Below are 15,689 nucleotides of genomic sequence, written 5' to 3'. Positions count from 1 at the left end.
TTCAGTCAAAATCACGGCGGGGCGACACACTTTCCGGCGCTGAGAAACGGTCCAGCGATCCGACCGCGTACGCCGAGCCGACAGCGGTCGGCACTGCGCTCCGAGTGGGCGGCAGCACGGCTGTCGGCACAGATTCTTACTGTGTCCAGCCACACTAGGCGACGCAACGTTGCATCACCGTTGCATCTTCGTGACCCAGGTCACGAACCTGCCAGAGCCCGGAAACGACAAAACCCCCGCCGTGCAACGGCGGGGGTTTCGGCAGTCAGCAGCAGTAACGCCTACTCGGCGTCGGTGTTCTCCTCGACGGCGGCCGGCTCAGCGGCAGCGGCCTCGTCCTCGACCGGGACGAGCGAGATCTTGCCGCGGTTGTCGATATCGGCGATCTCCACACGCAGCTTGTCGCCGACGTTGACCACGTCTTCGACCTTGGCCACGCGCTTGCCGTTGCCTAGCTTGGAGATGTGCACCAGACCGTCGCGGCCCGGCAGGAGCGACACGAACGCACCGAAGGCGGTGGTCTTGACGACCGTGCCCAGGAAACGCTCGCCGACCTTGGGCAGCTGCGGGTTGGCGATGGCGTTGATCAGGTCGATCGCGGCCTGGGCCGACGGCCCATCGGTCGCACCGACGAACACGGTGCCGTCATCTTCGATGGAGATGTTGGCGCCGGTTTCCTCGGTGATCTGGTTGATCATCTTGCCCTTGGGCCCGATGACCTCGCCGATCTTGTCGACCGGGATCTTGATGGCCGTCACGCGCGGGGCGTAGGGGCTCATCTCGTCGGGGTCGGTGATGGCCTCGGCCATCACGTCCAGGATGGTGGTGCGGGCGTCGTGCGCCTGGTTCAGCGCACCGGCCAGCACCTGCGAGGGGATGCCGTCGAGCTTGGTGTCCAGCTGCAGGGCGGTGACGAAGTCACGGGTACCGGCAACCTTGAAGTCCATGTCGCCGAAGGCATCCTCGGCGCCGAGGATGTCGGTAAGCGCGACGTAGCGGACCTCGTCCTCACCCTTGTCGTTGGTGATGGTGTCGGAGACCAGGCCCATGGCGATACCCGCGACCGGCGCCTTCAGCGGCACACCGGCGTTGAGCAGCGACAGGGTCGAGGCACAGACCGAACCCATCGAGGTGGAGCCGTTGGAGCTCAGCGCCTCCGAGACCTGACGGATGGCGTAGGGGAACTCCTCCTGCGAGGGCAGCACCGGCATCAGCGCACGCTCGGCGAGCGCGCCGTGGCCGATCTCGCGACGCTTCGGCGAACCGACGCGACCGGTCTCGCCGGTGGAGAACGGCGGGAAGTTGTAGTGGTGCATGTAGCGCTTGGAGGTCTCCGGGCCGAGCGAGTCGACCTGCTGCGCCATCTTCACCATGTCGAGGGTGGTGACGCCCATGATCTGGGTCTCGCCACGCTCGAAGATCGCCGAACCGTGGGCGCGCGGGATCACGTCGACCTCGGCGGAGAGCTGACGGATGTCGGCCAGGCCGCGGCCGTCGATGCGGAAACCGTCGGTGAGGATGCGCTGGCGGACCAGCTTCTTGGTGACCGAGCGGAACGCGGCACCCAGTTCCTTCTCGCGACCGACGAAGTCGTCACCCAGGCGGGACAGCACCTCGGCCTTGATCTCGTCGATCTTGGCTTCGCGGGCCTGCTTGTCGGCGATGCTCAGCGCCTCGTTCAGCTCGACCTTCGAGGTGCCCTCGACAGCCTCGAACACGTCCGGGCCGTACGGCGGGAAGAGCGGGAACTCCTGGGTCGGCTTGGCAGCCAGCGCGGCCAGGTCGGCCTGGGCGCGGACCAGGCGCGCGATGAACGGCTTGGCGGCTTCCAGACCCTCGGCCACCACGGCCTCGGTCGGGGCCTGCGCACCGTCTTCGATCAGTGCGATGACCTTGTCGGTGGCCTCGGCCTCGACCATCATGATGGCGACGTCGCCGGTGTCGGTGACGCGGCCCGCGACGACCATGTCGAACACGGCGCCTTCGAGCTGCTCGACGGTCGGGAACGCGACCCACTGGCCACCGATGAGGGCGACGCGGACGCCACCGATCGGGCCGGAGAACGGGATGCCCGAGAGCTGAGTCGACGCCGAGGCGGCGTTGATGGCCACCACGTCGTAGAGGTCGGCCGGGTTGAGGCTCAGGACCGTGACGACGACCTGGATCTCGTTGCGCAGACCGTCGATGAAGGTCGGGCGCAGCGGCCGGTCGATCAGGCGGCAGGTCAGGATCGCGTCGGTGGAGGGGCGGCCCTCGCGACGGAAGAACGAGCCGGGGATACGACCCGCGGCGTACATGCGCTCTTCGACATCGACCGTCAGCGGGAAGAAGTCGAACTGGTCCTTGGGGTACTTACCGGCGGTGGTCGCCGACAGCAGCATGGTCTCGTCGTCCAGGTAGGCGGCGACGGAACCCGCGGCCTGCTTGGCCAGACGGCCGGTCTCGAAGCGGATGGTGCGGGTGCCGAAGCTACCGTTGTCGATCAGCGCGACCGACTCGAAAACTCCGGGCTCGACCTCGACCGCAGTCGAAGGGCGTTCAGTTGTCTGCGTCATATTCTCTTCTCTCGACCTCTCGTCTCGCTGGAGCGCAGCACCATGTGGGCGCGAACCAGCTATTCGTCAGCCGTACCGGACACGGACACGTGGAAACCCTCCTGGCTGCCACGCGCAGCACCCGGCCGGATCCCCTTGGAAGCGGCGACGCGGAGGCGGTCATCGATCGAAGCCCGACGGCGGCGGGAAACGCCTGCCGAAAGGCCACTACCGAAGACCGACGCCACGCGGACGGGTACATACGGCTGTCACATGTTGTAGTGCAGCCGGGAACCCGATGGTCCCCGAATACACGAATAGCCAACGAGAAGAAGTGTACTTCTTCCCGTTGGCCAGGTGTCGACCGCCTCGACAAGGAGGCGTGTCCGATTCAGATCAGCGACGCAGACCCAGGCGCTCGATGAGCGAACGGTAGCGGTTGATGTCGTTGGCCTGCAGGTACTTCGACAGGCGGCGACGACGACCGATCAGGGCCAGCAGGCCGTGCCGGGTGTGGTGATCGTGCTTGTGCTGCTTCAGGTGCTCGGTCAGGTCCGAGATCCGCTTCGACAGCAGCGCGATCTGCGCCTCCGGCGAGCCGGTGTCGGTGGGGTGCAGGCCGTATTCGGCGAGAATTGCCGACTTCTGCTCAGTGGTCAGTGCCATGTGGCTCGACTCCTATTTTTCAGTTCCGCGCTCGAAGGTCCGGTTACCCGGGATGGGCGCCACCGCGGACCGCAGCAAACCCGAGGAGCCACTCTACTCGACACGTAACGGCCGGGGTAATTCGGGCTCAGGCGTCGGCGGCGGTGAGGACCTTGCGCGCGGCCTCGACGTCGCGGCCCATGGCCTCGACCAGATCGTCGATGGAGTCGAACTTGCGCATTCCGCGTAGTTGTTCGACGAAATCGACACCGACGTGCTGGCCGTAGAGATCGGCCTCGCCGTCGAGGACGAATGCCTCGACGGTCCGTGAGCGACCCGAGAACGTGGGGTTGGTGCCGACCGAGATCGCGGCCATCGCGCGCTCGCCGGGTGCGGCGTCACCGATGGCCGGGCCCGCCCCGAGCACGGTGAACCACCCCGCGTACACCCCGTCGGCCGGGATCGCGGCGTGCATCGGCGGGGCGACGTTGGCGGTCGGGAAACCCAGCCCGCGCCCGCGCCCGTCGCCGTGCACGACGACGCCCTCGACGCGATGTGGCCGCCCCAGCGCCTCGGCGGCCGCGGCCATGTCGCCCGCGTCGACACAGGCCCGGATGTAGGTGGAGGAGAAAGTGACAGCGTGTTCGCCCAGCAGGGTCACCCCGTCGACCTCGAAGCCGAACCGCTCGCCGAGTTCGCGCATCGTGTCGACGGTGCCCGCGGCCTTCTTACCGAAGGTGAAATTGTCGCCGACCACGACCTCGGTGACGTGCAGACGTTCGACCAGCAGGTCGTGTACGTATTCCGACGGGGTGAGCTTCATGAAATCCTGGGTGAACGGCATCACGCAGAACACGTCGATCCCGAGCTCCTCGGCCAGCTCCGCGCGGCGGGTCAGCGTGGTCAGCTGCGCGGGGTGCGAACCGGGTCGCACCACCTCCATCGGGTGCGGATCGAAGGTCATCAGAACCGAGCGCACGCCACGCTTCTCCGCCGCGGCCACCGCGCGGCTGATCAGCTGCGCGTGCCCCCGATGTACCCCGTCGAACACGCCGATCGTGAGAACGCAACGCCCCCAGTCCGCGGGCACGTCGTCGAGACTTCGCCATCTCTGCACAGAGCGAAGCCTACGCAAAGCGGTGCCCGAACAGAATTCCGGTGTGCGGCGGATCGCCGGTGCGCGGCGTGCCGGTTCGCCGATGTGTCATTCGGGCCAGGGATGCCTAACATTGGTGATGTGCCAGCTAAACGAGATGTCGCGACCCGCAGCGCGCTGACGCAACCCGCCGAGCAGGCCGAACTCGCCGCCACGATCGCGCCCGAACTGTCGGCGGTGGCACAGGATTATCTGAAGGTCATCTGGACCGCTCAGGAGTGGTCGCAAGAGAAGGTGTCGACCAAGTTACTGGCCGAGCGGATCGGCGTGTCGGCCTCGACGGTGTCGGAGGCGGTGCGCAAGCTCACCGATCAGGGCCTGGTCGAGCACGCCCGCTACGGCGCGATCACCCTGACCGAACACGGCCGTCGCGCCGCGGTCGCGATGGTGCGCCGTCACCGGCTGATCGAGACCTTCCTGGTGAACGAACTCGGCTACGGCTGGGACGAAGTGCACGACGAGGCCGAGGTACTCGAACACGCCGTCTCCGACCTGCTCATGTCCCGCATCGACGCGAAACTCGGCCACCCCGACCGCGACCCGCACGGCGACCCCATCCCCTCCACCGACGGCGCCGTCCCCACTCCCCCCGCCCGTCAGCTCAGCGACTTCGCCGCGGGCGAATCCGGCCGGGTGGCCCGCATCTCCGACTCCGACCCCGCGATGCTGCGCTATTTCGACTCGGTCGGGATCGCGCTCGACACCACCATCGAAGTCGCCGAACGCCGCGATTTCGCCGGCACCATCGCCGTCCGCATCGCCTCGGCCGAGGCCCCCACCGAACTGGGAACTCTTGCCGCCGAAGCGATTTGGCTCACCACATAGTCCTGGATCAGCAGTTGAAGTAGGTACGGAGGCGGTCCGGAACGCCATCGGCGACGGCGCTGGACCAACAGATGTCGTGGGGGAACCGGACATAGGTGGACCAGGTTCCCGACGTGCGGGTGATGACGCGCTGGTTGTCGCCGGGTGTCTCCCAGCGGATGACACCCCACTGCCCGTCGCAGTCGGCAATGGTGGCGACGGGTCCCGGATCGACACCGAGTTCGGTTTCGATGGTGGATTCGGCGCAGGCCGGGGCGGGTTCGGGTGGGGTGTCCTGGAAGCGCAGCTGACCGGTGGCCGTGCCGCCGGGGGTGACCAGGAACAGCGAGTGCATACCCTCGGGGACCGGGTTCGTGCCGGCGGGCGCGGTCATCCCGAAGCGGTAGCAACCGATTTCGGTGGCGAAGGCCGCCCGGCCCTGCTCGTCGGTGACACCGTCGCGGCGCAGCGTTTCCACCGTCTCGCCGACGGGGATGTCGTTGCTCGCCGGATCACACGGCTGCTGCAGCGACAGGTACACCGGCACACCGGGAACGGGGATCCCGGACAGTGTCACGGTGCGCAGCACCACGGTGCCGGTCGCGAGTTCGGGCGGTCTCGCGGTCTTCGCCGGGGCAGTGGAGGCACCCACGGAATTCGAGGAGCCCGCGCCAGGGCGGTCGGCGGGCGTGACTGCGGGAGCGGGGTTGGGCGTGGCGACCGAGATCGGCGCAGTGCGAGTGGTGGTCGGACGCGCCGAGCTCGATCCCGGTGCCTGCGGATCGACGCCGCCACAGCCCGCGAGCACCATCGTCACCCCGGCGACGGCACCGATCCAGATCTTCCTGATCGCAGCCATGGTCTACCCCTCCGACGCGAAAGCTATACATCCTCGCTATCGCACGTTCCGAGCAGGGTGTTATCCGCCGTCCAGTACCCCTGACTACCGGTGCGGCCGCCGACCGGGGAAGGCGGCACCTTCAGCGCGACAGGAAATCCAGCAGCACCCGGAATTCGGGCAGCGAGAGGTAGCCGTCGCCGTCTTGATCGGCGGCCGCGAGCAGGTCGGCGGCCGGTTCGTCGATGCGCCCCGCACCCACGTGGCGGATCAACGATTCCAGCTCGGCCACCGAGATCCGGCCGTCACCGTTGGTGTCGAAGACCCGGAACGCCGCATCGGCGTCGGTGACCTCGATCCGCCCCGCGACGACGGCGGCGTCGAATTCGGCACGGGAGACGAGAAAATCACCGTTGGTATCCGCGGCGGCGACCATCCGCTCGACGGCCTCCCGGTCGACTTCGATTCCCGCCGAACGAATTCCGTCGGCGATATCGCCCACCGACACCAGTCCGTCACCGTCGCGATCCCACAGTGTGAACGTGTCGACCGACTCTGCACTCATCTCACGATCCCTCTTCCACCCCGGCCACCGGCCGGTTTACGCCACTCTACGGATTCGCCGGAGTGGGTGCGGCGCACAGGGAGTCGGCCCCGCGGTCCGCGAGATCGCCGCTCAGCCGGCGCGTCCGTCGAGGACCCGCAGTGTGACCGATTCGGCCGCCGGTTGCCGGTATTCGGTGAACAGGGCCGCGACGAGCTCGCCACGGCTGGTGACACCCGTCTTGTCGAAGACGGACTTCACGTGGTCGCGCACGGTGTGGGCGGAGACGAGCAGCTGCCGGGCGATGGCGGCGGTGGACAGTCCCGCCGCGATGAGTTCGGTGACCTCCAGTTCGCGGCGGGTCAGTTCATAGGCGGCGACGATGAGCGCCGCGACGTCCGAGGGCGTCGCGTGTTCGATCACCAGCGCCGTCGTAGTCGGTTCGCCGTTCGCGTCACGCAGACACGAGGCGTGGCAGACGAGCCACTGCCCGGTCAGGGTGCGAATGCGGATGCGAGCGCTGTCTCCGGTGAGCCGCGCACGCCCCGCGGTGCTGAGAATCCAGACCGGCAAGGGCAATTCGAGTCCGGCGCCGGTCGTGGTAGACGGGCCAGGCGGCATCAGCGCGAGCAGCTCGCGGGCCTCGTCGTTCACCGAGAGCAGCGCGCCGTCTGCGCCGAACAGCAGCAGGCCGGGTGCGTGGACGCCGCTCGAACCCGTGGTCGCCGGTCGGGCGAAGCCGCGCAGGCGCCGCGCCATCGGGGCCGACAACGCGTGCAGTACCGCCACATCGGCGGCGGCGAAGGCCTGTCTGCCGCGTTCCCGGAACAAGCTCACCTGCCCCCAACCCTGACCGTCCACGCGCAGCACGGCCCGCAGTTCGTCACCGAATCCGCGGGGCTGCATGAAGCTTCGATACAGCGGGCTCAGTGTCGGCCGGTCGCCCGTCACCGCGCGCAAACCGGCCACCGGCACCTGCGCCACGGCCAGATCGCGGAACAGGTTGACGTGCTCGGCGAAAAGCTCTGACTCCCAGTAGGTCCCGCAGCCGCCTTCGTGCAGGTTCTCCACCCGCACCGGCGCGGTCGTCAGGCCGTTGACCGGATCGGTGGCCACCCACACCGCCGCATCGAACCCCACGGACCGGCGCAACCGGGTGGAAGTCCGCTCGAACAGCTCGTGCGCATCCGGCGCCGCGTCGATCCCGCGGAGCAAGGCGGTCATGGCAGGCGAAGCCGGGGCGGTCATGTGCCCATTGTCGTCGCGGTCAATGTTCGGGACCATCCCGCGATCGAGGGGGTGCCCGTCGATCGCGCACCGCCGCGGCCCCGCGTCACCCGGTGAGCCGTATCCCGCACATGCGGGATTTCGCGGCGGCACCGGCGCGAGCACGCTGATCGGAGGGCGGGCACGACGTCGTGCTCGCCATCAAATGCGAGTGCGCGGCAACGCCCTCCGACGACAGGAGTCGACATGCGAATCGGGATCATCGGTGCGGGAATGGCCGCGGTCGGGTTGCTCGACGCGCTCGCGGGTGCCGACGGGGCACCGGGCACGATCACCGTGTTCGAGGGATCCGCGGCGCTGTGGCGTGGACGGGCCTATCAGCGCGATGTGCCCGCGGTGCGCGTGAACGCCCCGCCCGCGTTGATGTCCGCGCGGGCGAGCGATCGTGGGCATTTCCAGGACTGGCTCGCCCGGCGACCGGACGCGGTGCGCTTCCTCGACCCCGGGTTGGGACAGCCGATCGTGCCGCGCGCGATGTACGGCGAGTACCTGGAACAGTCGGCGCGGGCGTCGATCGACCGGTTGCGTCACGACGGATGGCGGGTCGATGTGGTGAACGACCGGGTCACCGGCGTCGCGCAGCAACAGCCGGTGGTACTGCGCACCGAGGGCGGTGTCGGGTATCCGGTGGATCGCGTGGTGCTCTGCGTCGGCAGTGGCCGTCCCCGCGACCAGTACGGACTGACCGGGGCCCCCGGCTATGTCGACGAGCCGTATCCGCTGGCGCGCACGCTCACCGAGGTGGATCCCGAGGCTCGGGTAGCCGTGATCGGTAGCGGCCTGACCGCCGTCGACATCACGGCCGCGTTGACCGAGAACGGTCATCGAGGTCCGATCACCCTGCTGTCGCGCAGCGGGATCCTGCCGTTCGTCCAGCAACGTCCACGACCACTGTCACCGCGCCACCTCACCCCGGCCGCCGCACTGGACCTCGCGGCGGGCGGGGCGGTCGAGTTCACCGCGGTGGTCGCGCTCCTGCGTGCCGAATTGGCCGGCCTGGGTGAGGATTTCGACGAGTTCGCCGCCGAGATCCGCGCCACCGGCGCCGAGGACCCGGTGCTTCGCCTGCGCCGCCAGCTCGCCGATGTCGACTCCACCCTGCTGGGTCGACGCCTGCTCACGATGGCGATCCGCACGATGGGCCCGATCCTGTGGCCTGCCCTGACCGACGCCGACCGGATGAGGTTGCGGACCGATCACTACCGCACGATCAGCAGCCTCAGCTCGCCGATGGTCCCGCACAACGCGGAAATCCTGCTGCGCCTGCTGGATTCGGGTCAGGTGCGGTTGCGCACCGGACTCACCGCGATCGCGGCGGACGACACCGGGTTCACGCTGACCGGTGAATCCACCGGGACGGCCGACATCGTGATCAACGCCGTCAACCCACCTGCCTACGTCACCCCGCAGGACACCGAGACGCTGATGACACACCTGCTAGACAGCGGCACAGCGCAAGTCGCGCCCACCGGTGGTCTCCGCGCCGAACCACGCACCCGTGCGCTGCGTGCCGGCACCTGGCACGTCCTCGGCAACCTGGCGGCGGATTCGATGTTCATCGCCACCAACCCACCCGGCCTCGCCGCGGAAGCGGCACAGCTGGCCGAGCACCTGACGAAGGAATCCGGGCTACCGGAATTCCGGCACGAGACACTGCCCGTGAACAGCTGACCCCTGCCCAGCGAGGCGGTTTCGGGCTCGGGCGCCCGCCTCACCCGGCCACGAGGCGGGCATCGAACGACAACGAGCTCGTCAGTCGCCGATTCCCCTCGGACGCACCACCATCACCGAGCCCGCGCGTTTGCCGCTCTCCTCCAGGAGTGCGATGGCCCGGCCCCGTGGGTCGATCGCGGCGTAGACGCCCTTGATGCCGACGGGCTCGAGCCAGCGACCGGTCCGCAGGTCGGTGGCTTGCGATTCGTCGATGTCACGGAGCGGGAAGGCGGTGCGGACGGCGGCGTCGATATCGAGGCTGAGCAGAGGCTGCTCGGCTTCGACCGCGGTCGCGAGTTGTTCGAGGGTGCGGGCGTGTTCGAGTGTGAAGGGACCGACCCTGGTGCGGCGCAAGGCTGTCAGATGTCCGCCCACATCGAGGGCCGCGCCGAGGTCGCGGGCCAGGGCGCGAATGTAGGTACCGGAGGTGCATTCGACCGCGACGTCGAGATCCACGAATTCACCGTCGGCGACATCGCGACGGGCCAGGATGTCGAAGCGCGACACCGTGACCGGCCGGGCGGCCAGTTGCACCTCCTCGCCGGCGCGCACGCGCGCGTAGGCCCGTTCGCCGTCGACCTTGATGGCGCTCACCGTGGCGGGGACCTGCTCGATGTCGCCGGTCAGGGCCGCGACGCCGGCCGCGATCTCGTCGTCGGTGACGTGCAGCGCGGGTGTGGTCGCGGTGACCTCACCCTCGGCGTCGTCGGTGTTCGTGGCCTGACCGAGGCGGATCGTCGCGGTGTAGGCCTTGGTGGTGAGCAGCAGCTGGCCGAGGAGTTTCGTGGCCCGCTCCACCCCGAGCACCAGCACCCCGGTGGCCATCGGGTCGAGGGTGCCCGCGTGGCCGACCTTCTTGGTCTGCAACAGCTTTCGGCTGCGCGCCACCACGTCGTGGCTGGTGAGGCCGCTGTCCTTGTCGACGATCACGAGACCGCCCAGCTCGCCCACCCGCGACACTCGCGCGGCCATCAGCCGTGTGCGATCGCGGTCAGGATCAGCCCGTCGGCGATCAACCAGAGGCCGTCGAACTCGGTCAGCGCGGCGCCGCCGTCGTTCGTCAGGCCGGGCACGAGCAGCTTCGTATGAAAAGTGCCCGAGCCCGCATTGTCTGTGCGGGAGTCGATCTCGAAGGTGATGTGCGCGTCCTCGAAACCGAGCCACCGCAGCGTGAGCGGGAACCAGGCTTTGTAGGTGGCCTCCTTGGCACAGAACAGCAGCCGATCCAGATGCAGGCCCTCGCCGGGCGTATCCGACAGCCATTCGCGTTCGGCGGGCAGACTGACCGAATCGAGCACTCCCTCGGGCAGGGTGTCGTGCGGTTCGGCGTCGATACCGACCGAACGGAAACGCAGCGAGTGCGCCATCGCGGCGGCACGGTAGCCGTCGCAATGGGTGAGGCTGCCGACGATGCCGCGCGGGAACAGCGGCATGCCGCGTTCGCCCTTGCCGATCGCGACAGGCTGCTCACCGAGCTGTTCGAGGGCGAGGCGAGCACAGTGCCGGGCGCCGATGAAATCCCGGCGCCGCTTCTCCACGGACTTGGCGATGAGGTGCTCCTCGGCGGGATGCGCCGTGAGATCCTCCGGGAAAACCAGCAACTCCGCCGAAGCCACACTCCTCGGCAAAATCCTCTCCAGCACTGGCTTGTCCGCCTCTCCGCGTCGTGTGGCCAGACCTCGGCGCTGGTTGGGTCAGCGCTGGCGTCTGGCGGTACCGGGTGGGCGGGTTTGCTCGTGCCCGGTGAGTTGCCGATGCTCTTACGAAATCAGGCGTGGGGTTCTCGTGCAAATTCGCTGTCAGATGCCTCGCCTGCGCTCGGCCTTCTCGCGCATCTCGGCGGCCGCGGCTTCCATCTCCGGGGTGACCTTGAAATGGCCGCCCCAGGAGTTCAGATCGCCTTCGGCGTAGACCGGGTCGGGAAGGATCTGGCGGAGCAGCGGTTCCGGCATGCCTCGGCGTTTCCATTCGCGGGGATAGCCGAGGGAGACCTCTTCGAAGCGGACGCCGTCGTAGTAGGTGGTGCGCGGGATGTGGAGGTGTCCGTAGACCGAGCAGACCACGTTGTAGCTGGTGTGCCAGTCGGCGGTCAGGTCGGTGCCGCACCACAGCGAGAACTCCGGGTAGAACAGGATGTCGGTGGGCTGGCGGACCAGGGGGAAGTGGTTGATCATCACCAACGGAGTGTCGGTGGGCAGCGCGTCGAGGCGGCGCTGGGTGTACTGGACACGGGCGTGGCACCAGGCGTCGCGGGTGAGGTACGGGTCGGGAGTCAGCAGGAACTCGTCGGTCGCCACCACATTGCGTTCGCGCGCCAGCGCCAGACCCTCCGCCTTGGTCTTCGTCCCCGCCGGTCGCCACGAGTAGTCGTAGAGCAGGAACATCGGCGCCAGGGTGACCCGGCCGCCGTACTTCTCGGCGCCCGGACCCGTCCACACCGGGAACGGGTCCTCGGGGGTGACGACATCGAGGTCACGGCACATCGCGACGAGATAGTCGTAGCGGGCGGCGCCGTGCATCTGCACCGGATCCTTCGGCGTGGTCCACAGCTCGTGGTTGCCCGGTACCCAGATCACCTTGGCGAAGCGGCCGCGCAGCAACTCCAGCGCCCACCGCACCTCCTCGGCCTTCTCCCCCACGTCACCGGCGACGATCAGCCAGTCCTCGGGCGAATCGGGAACGATCTGCTCCACCACAGGCTTGTTGCCCTGATGCCCCACGTGCACATCGCTGACCGCCATCAACTTCGGAATCACCTGTCCACAGTGGCACACCCCGGGTGCGCGGCACCGGCGGGTTCACCCCTGCGCGTCGGAGGCCTCGGCCACCAGCAGATCGAGCAGCCCGGGAAACCGCGCGTCGAGGTCGGCCCGCCGCAGGACGACGGTGCTGCGATTGCCGTAATTCACCTGCCGGACCAGCCCCGCCTCGCGCAGCACCCGGAAGTGGTGGGTGCGGGTCGCCTTCGTCACCGGTAGGTCGAACGACGAGCAGCTGCGGTCGCCATCGGCGGGATCCAGCGCGAGCAGGGTGATCACGCGACGCCGCAGCGGATCGGCCAGCGCGCCGAGTACCGCTCCCAGCTCCAGTTCCTGGTCCACCCACCACCTCCACATAGGTACGGCTTGCGTCATACCTAACTGCCGCCTAGCGTCCTTAGGTACGTAGAACATCGTACCTAAGGAGCATCATGTCGAGCACCTACGCGCTGGTGGGGTTCGCCCACCCGAAACCCGAACGCCGCGACGACCTGCGTGAGCTGCTGCTCTCGTTCGTCGAACCGACCCGCGCCGAAGAAGGCTGCCTCGAATACCACTTCCACGTCGACAGCGACGACCCCTCGGTCTTCGTCTTCTACGAGGTATGGCGCAGCAAAGCCGACCTCGACCGCCACCTCGCCCTGCCGCACATGCAGGACTTCTGGAATTCGCGCCTGGACTACCTGACCCGCGACCTGGACATCCGCTGGATCGACATGCTCAGCCCCTATCCCCGCTGAGCCGTCCCGCTCCCGGGTCAGGCGGTGGCGAGTAAACCGTCGACGAAAGCCAGGACCCGTTCCCGCGATTCGACGCCGACCTGTTCGTGTCCGCCCGGGTACTGCGCGAACTCGACCTGGGTGCCCGCCGATCGCATCTGCGCGAGCAGCGCGAAGGTCAGCGGCAGCGGAACCACCGTGTCGGCCGCGCCGTGGGCGATCAGCACCGGTTGGCGATAGCCGACGGTGGGGACCACCATGTAGTCGCGCAGGGCCGCGCCGATGCCGTCGGCGGACACGGGCTTCGCCAGGAGCGCGCCGATCGACGCATTGCCGACGGCCCGGTCGAAATCGTCGACACAACTGGTGGCGATCGCGTCGACCACTTCGCGGCCACGCGCGCTGAGCAGACCGTTCACATCCAGATCGGGACGGGTGGCGCGAAGCCCGGCGAGCATGCCCGCGAACGGGCCGACGAGCCGGTCCACCACGGGGAGGTTCGGGACCTCGGGACCGAGCTGGGTCAGAATCTGCTCGTAGTTGGATGCCGGCGCCAGTGCCACGGTGCCGCGGAAGTCCAGTTCGGGCGCGTAGTCGCCGGCGAGGTTGCCGGTCCCCAGTGCGGCATGTCCCCCCTGCGAACCGCCGACCACGGCCCACGTCGGCGCCAGACTCGGCTCCGCGGCCCGCGCGGCACGAACCAGGTCGATCGTGGCCGTGGCCTCGGTGCGAGTGTGCAGGTACGGGTGCACGGTGTCGGAGCCGGGCGACAGGCCGAGATAATCCGGTGCGACCACCGCCCAGCCGCGATCGAGGAACGCTTGCAGCAGCGGGCGTTCATGCCGCGCCTTGTCGGTGGTGAGGCCGCAGTCGGGCCCGAGCCCGCTGGTCCCGTGATCCCACGCCACCACCGGATAACCACCTTCCGGGGCAGGCGAATCCGGGAGCAGCACCAGCCCTGCCGCGTTCGCGATGCCGTGCGTCGCACCCTCCGTGCGATATTCGACGATGGCTGCCCGCGACCATTCACCCCAGCCGGCAGGCTGCGCGGTGTGGGCAATCAGCTGCCCCGGCGCGACGGGCGCCGCCTGCGCCGCGGGCCCCGCGCCCACCGCGCCGATCAGCACCAGCGCCGCGGCCACCGCCACCCGGCCGGCCTGGGCAATCACATCGTGCACGGCCATTGCGCCTCCATCGTCGATCCCACTGTCCGCACTTGCGACGGTAGGCGATCTACTGCCGAGAAGCACCTTCGTGCCCGTCACCAGAATCGAATCTGCTGCGTCGCAAAGGTTTCCACAGCACTATGCGGCGCCGTGCGGGATTTCGGCGCCCACCTTGGCCCAGCGACCGGATCGTGCGCGGGCGATGACGGCCAGCAGTCGAGCCAACATGAAGACGACCAAACCGGTCCAGATTCCCGCCACGCCCCAGTCGAAGATCAGCGACAGCCAGATCAGCGGCAGGAAGCCGGTCAGGGCGGCGACGAGGGTCGCGGTGCGAAGGAAGGCGGCGTCGCCCGCGCCGAGCAGGACGCCGTCGAGGGCGAACACCGCGCCGGCCACCGGGATCATGGCGACGAAGAACCACCAGATGACATGGATGCGTTCGAGGACCTGGGGGTCGTCGGTGAACAGCAGCGGGATCGCGGTCACGCCCGCGGCGAAGACGGCGGCAAGGAGCAGCGCGAAGATCTCGGACCAGACCGTCACCCGGCGCGCGATCGCCTTGGCGCCGTGGGCATTACCGGCACCGAGAGCCGCGCCGACCAGGGTCTGGGCGGCGATGGCGAGCGAGTCCAAGGTCAGGGCGAGGAAATTCCAGAGTTGCAGGACCACCTGGTGGGCGGCCACGGACGCGGCGCCGAAACGGGCGGCCACCGCGGCGGCGGAGACGAAGCAGAGCTGGAACGACAGACTGCGGATGATGAGGTCGCGCCCGAGGACGAGTTGAGCGCGCATCACCTCGACGCGCGGGCGCAGCGAAACACGTTCGCGCAGCAGGGCATAGGCGAACAGGACGCCGGAGACCGATTGGCCGACGAGGTTCGCCACCGCCGAGCCGGCCAGTTCCATCCGCGGTGCGCCGAGCAGTCCGTACACCAGAACCGGACACAGCACCGCCGACAACGCCAGGCCCACCACCACGTAGGTCAGTGGTCGTCGCACATCCTGCACACCGCGCATCCACCCGTTGCCCGCCATCGACAGCAGGATCAACGGCACGCCGAACAGCGCGATCCGCACCCAGATCAGCGCCTCGTCGGCGATCTCCCCACCGCCGGAGAGCACCGAACACAGTGGCACCGCGAACAACTGGATCACCGCGACGATCACCAGACCGATCGCCGCACCCACCCAGCTGGCCTGCACGCCCTCCTCGACAGCACCTGTCCGATCCCCCGCACCGTGTCTACGGGCCGCACGCGCGGTCGTCCCATAGGACAGGAACGTCAGCTGGGTGCTCACCGACCCGAGGATCACGGCGCCGACGGCCAGCCCGGCCAGTGCCAGCGCCCCCAGCCTGCCGACCACCGCGATATCGAAGAGCAGATACAGCGGCTCGGCGACCAACACACCCAGGGTGGGCACGGCGATGCCGAGAATTCGCCGCGGCCCGACCTGGTCGGCCTCATCGCCGGTCACGGCTTCGTCCCTCGGTTCAGCGGACCCCACACCGACCTCCCACGG

Annotated in this window: 15 protein-coding genes; 3 read left to right on the top strand and 12 right to left on the bottom strand. The window is 68.5% G+C overall.

Features of this window, described 5'->3' with window-relative positions; genetic code table 11:
- Window positions 1-281: 281 nt before the first annotated feature.
- The 3 genes from ACFVVI_RS01340 to ACFVVI_RS01330 all read right to left on the bottom strand — a co-directional run bounded on the left by ACFVVI_RS01340 (window position 282) and on the right by ACFVVI_RS01330 (window position 4,296).
- The gene (locus ACFVVI_RS01340; protein WP_378992359.1) at window positions 282-2,555 is read right to left on the bottom strand and encodes a polyribonucleotide nucleotidyltransferase; all 2,274 of its coding nucleotides are present in this window, start codon (window positions 2,553-2,555) and stop codon (window positions 282-284) included.
- Window positions 2,556-2,930: 375 nt separating this feature from the next.
- Entirely contained in the window at window positions 2,931-3,200 is a 270-nt protein-coding gene (gene rpsO / locus ACFVVI_RS01335) for a 30S ribosomal protein S15 (protein ID WP_056811493.1), read from the bottom strand.
- Between the two features lie 127 nt (window positions 3,201-3,327).
- The gene (locus ACFVVI_RS01330) at window positions 3,328-4,296 is read right to left on the bottom strand and encodes a bifunctional riboflavin kinase/FAD synthetase (protein ID WP_378992358.1); all 969 of its coding nucleotides are present in this window, start codon (window positions 4,294-4,296) and stop codon (window positions 3,328-3,330) included.
- Between the two features lie 102 nt (window positions 4,297-4,398).
- Here ACFVVI_RS01330 and ACFVVI_RS01325 point away from each other — a divergent pair, with 102 nt between their 5' ends.
- Window positions 4,399-5,160: a metal-dependent transcriptional regulator gene (locus ACFVVI_RS01325; RefSeq protein ID WP_379317214.1), complete on the top strand. Its 762-nt coding sequence runs from the start codon at window positions 4,399-4,401 to the stop codon at window positions 5,158-5,160.
- 7 nt (window positions 5,161-5,167) lie between these two features.
- Here ACFVVI_RS01325 and ACFVVI_RS01320 read toward each other — a convergent pair whose 3' ends face one another.
- The 3 genes from ACFVVI_RS01320 to ACFVVI_RS01310 form a co-directional block, all read right to left on the bottom strand.
- On the bottom strand, window positions 5,168-5,998 hold the full coding sequence (locus ACFVVI_RS01320; protein ID WP_387442341.1) for a hypothetical protein: 831 nt from the start codon (window positions 5,996-5,998) through the stop codon (window positions 5,168-5,170).
- A 121-nt stretch (window positions 5,999-6,119) separates the two neighbouring features.
- Entirely contained in the window at window positions 6,120-6,542 is a 423-nt protein-coding gene (locus ACFVVI_RS01315) for an EF-hand domain-containing protein (protein WP_387442339.1), read from the bottom strand.
- Between the two features lie 111 nt (window positions 6,543-6,653).
- Complete coding sequence (locus ACFVVI_RS01310; protein WP_387442336.1) at window positions 6,654-7,769, bottom strand: LuxR C-terminal-related transcriptional regulator; 1,116 nt, start codon at window positions 7,767-7,769, stop codon at window positions 6,654-6,656.
- A gap of 225 nt (window positions 7,770-7,994) precedes the next feature.
- Here ACFVVI_RS01310 and ACFVVI_RS01305 point away from each other — a divergent pair, with 225 nt between their 5' ends.
- Entirely contained in the window at window positions 7,995-9,479 is a 1,485-nt protein-coding gene (locus tag ACFVVI_RS01305) for an FAD/NAD(P)-binding protein (RefSeq protein ID WP_387442333.1), read from the top strand.
- 81 nt (window positions 9,480-9,560) lie between these two features.
- Here the strand turns inward: ACFVVI_RS01305 and truB are convergent, their stop codons facing one another.
- From truB to ACFVVI_RS01285, 4 genes are all read right to left on the bottom strand, one after another.
- Window positions 9,561-10,493 (bottom strand): tRNA pseudouridine(55) synthase TruB, encoded by a 933-nt coding sequence (truB, locus tag ACFVVI_RS01300; protein WP_387442330.1) that lies wholly within the window; start codon window positions 10,491-10,493, stop codon window positions 9,561-9,563.
- Window positions 10,493-11,164 carry a 4'-phosphopantetheinyl transferase Npt gene (gene npt / locus ACFVVI_RS01295; protein WP_378992346.1) on the bottom strand — a complete coding sequence of 224 codons (672 nt, stop codon included), beginning with the start codon at window positions 11,162-11,164 and terminating at the stop codon, window positions 10,493-10,495. Before npt ends, truB begins: the two co-directional genes overlap by 1 nt.
- Window positions 11,165-11,320: 156 nt before the next feature.
- Window positions 11,321-12,277 carry a metallophosphoesterase gene (locus ACFVVI_RS01290; protein WP_358062466.1) on the bottom strand — a complete coding sequence of 319 codons (957 nt, stop codon included), beginning with the start codon at window positions 12,275-12,277 and terminating at the stop codon, window positions 11,321-11,323.
- A gap of 42 nt (window positions 12,278-12,319) precedes the next feature.
- Window positions 12,320-12,622, bottom strand: a complete 303-nt coding sequence (locus ACFVVI_RS01285) for an ArsR/SmtB family transcription factor (protein ID WP_387442327.1) — start codon at window positions 12,620-12,622, stop codon at window positions 12,320-12,322.
- A gap of 89 nt (window positions 12,623-12,711) precedes the next feature.
- Here ACFVVI_RS01285 and ACFVVI_RS01280 point away from each other — a divergent pair, with 89 nt between their 5' ends.
- Window positions 12,712-13,020, top strand: a complete 309-nt coding sequence (locus ACFVVI_RS01280; RefSeq protein ID WP_378992342.1) for a putative quinol monooxygenase — start codon at window positions 12,712-12,714, stop codon at window positions 13,018-13,020.
- Between the two features lie 17 nt (window positions 13,021-13,037).
- Here the strand turns inward: ACFVVI_RS01280 and ACFVVI_RS01275 are convergent, their stop codons facing one another.
- On the bottom strand, window positions 13,038-14,183 hold the full coding sequence (locus ACFVVI_RS01275; protein WP_387442324.1) for a lipase family protein: 1,146 nt from the start codon (window positions 14,181-14,183) through the stop codon (window positions 13,038-13,040).
- Window positions 14,184-14,303: 120 nt separating this feature from the next.
- Complete coding sequence (locus tag ACFVVI_RS01270; RefSeq protein WP_387442323.1) at window positions 14,304-15,644, bottom strand: MATE family efflux transporter; 1,341 nt, start codon at window positions 15,642-15,644, stop codon at window positions 14,304-14,306.
- Window positions 15,645-15,689: the final 45 nt, after the last annotated feature.

The organism is Nocardia sp. NPDC058114, from assembly GCF_042884695.1.
GTDB lineage: Bacteria > Actinomycetota > Actinomycetes > Mycobacteriales > Mycobacteriaceae > Nocardia.
This window is presented reverse-complemented; position numbering and strand designations above follow the sequence as displayed.

Excerpts from the sequence above, each read along its gene's own strand:
- ACFVVI_RS01340 (WP_378992359.1), bottom strand. The coding sequence starts at position 2,555 with ATGACGCAGACAACTGAACGCCCTTCGACTGCGGTCGAGGTCGAGCCC.
- rpsO (WP_056811493.1), bottom strand. The coding sequence starts at position 3,200 with ATGGCACTGACCACTGAGCAGAAGTCGGCAATTCTCGCCGAATACGGC.
- ACFVVI_RS01325 (WP_379317214.1), top strand. The coding sequence starts at position 4,399 with ATGCCTAACATTGGTGATGTGCCAGCTAAACGAGATGTCGCGACCCGC.
- ACFVVI_RS01320 (WP_387442341.1), bottom strand. The coding sequence starts at position 5,998 with ATGGCTGCGATCAGGAAGATCTGGATCGGTGCCGTCGCCGGGGTGACG.
- ACFVVI_RS01315 (WP_387442339.1), bottom strand. The coding sequence starts at position 6,542 with ATGAGTGCAGAGTCGGTCGACACGTTCACACTGTGGGATCGCGACGGT.
- ACFVVI_RS01310 (WP_387442336.1), bottom strand. The coding sequence starts at position 7,769 with ATGACCGCCCCGGCTTCGCCTGCCATGACCGCCTTGCTCCGCGGGATC.
- ACFVVI_RS01305 (WP_387442333.1), top strand. The coding sequence starts at position 7,995 with ATGCGAATCGGGATCATCGGTGCGGGAATGGCCGCGGTCGGGTTGCTC.
- truB (WP_387442330.1), bottom strand. The coding sequence starts at position 10,493 with ATGGCCGCGCGAGTGTCGCGGGTGGGCGAGCTGGGCGGTCTCGTGATC.
- ACFVVI_RS01280 (WP_378992342.1), top strand. The coding sequence starts at position 12,712 with ATGTCGAGCACCTACGCGCTGGTGGGGTTCGCCCACCCGAAACCCGAA.
- ACFVVI_RS01275 (WP_387442324.1), bottom strand. The coding sequence starts at position 14,183 with ATGGCCGTGCACGATGTGATTGCCCAGGCCGGCCGGGTGGCGGTGGCC.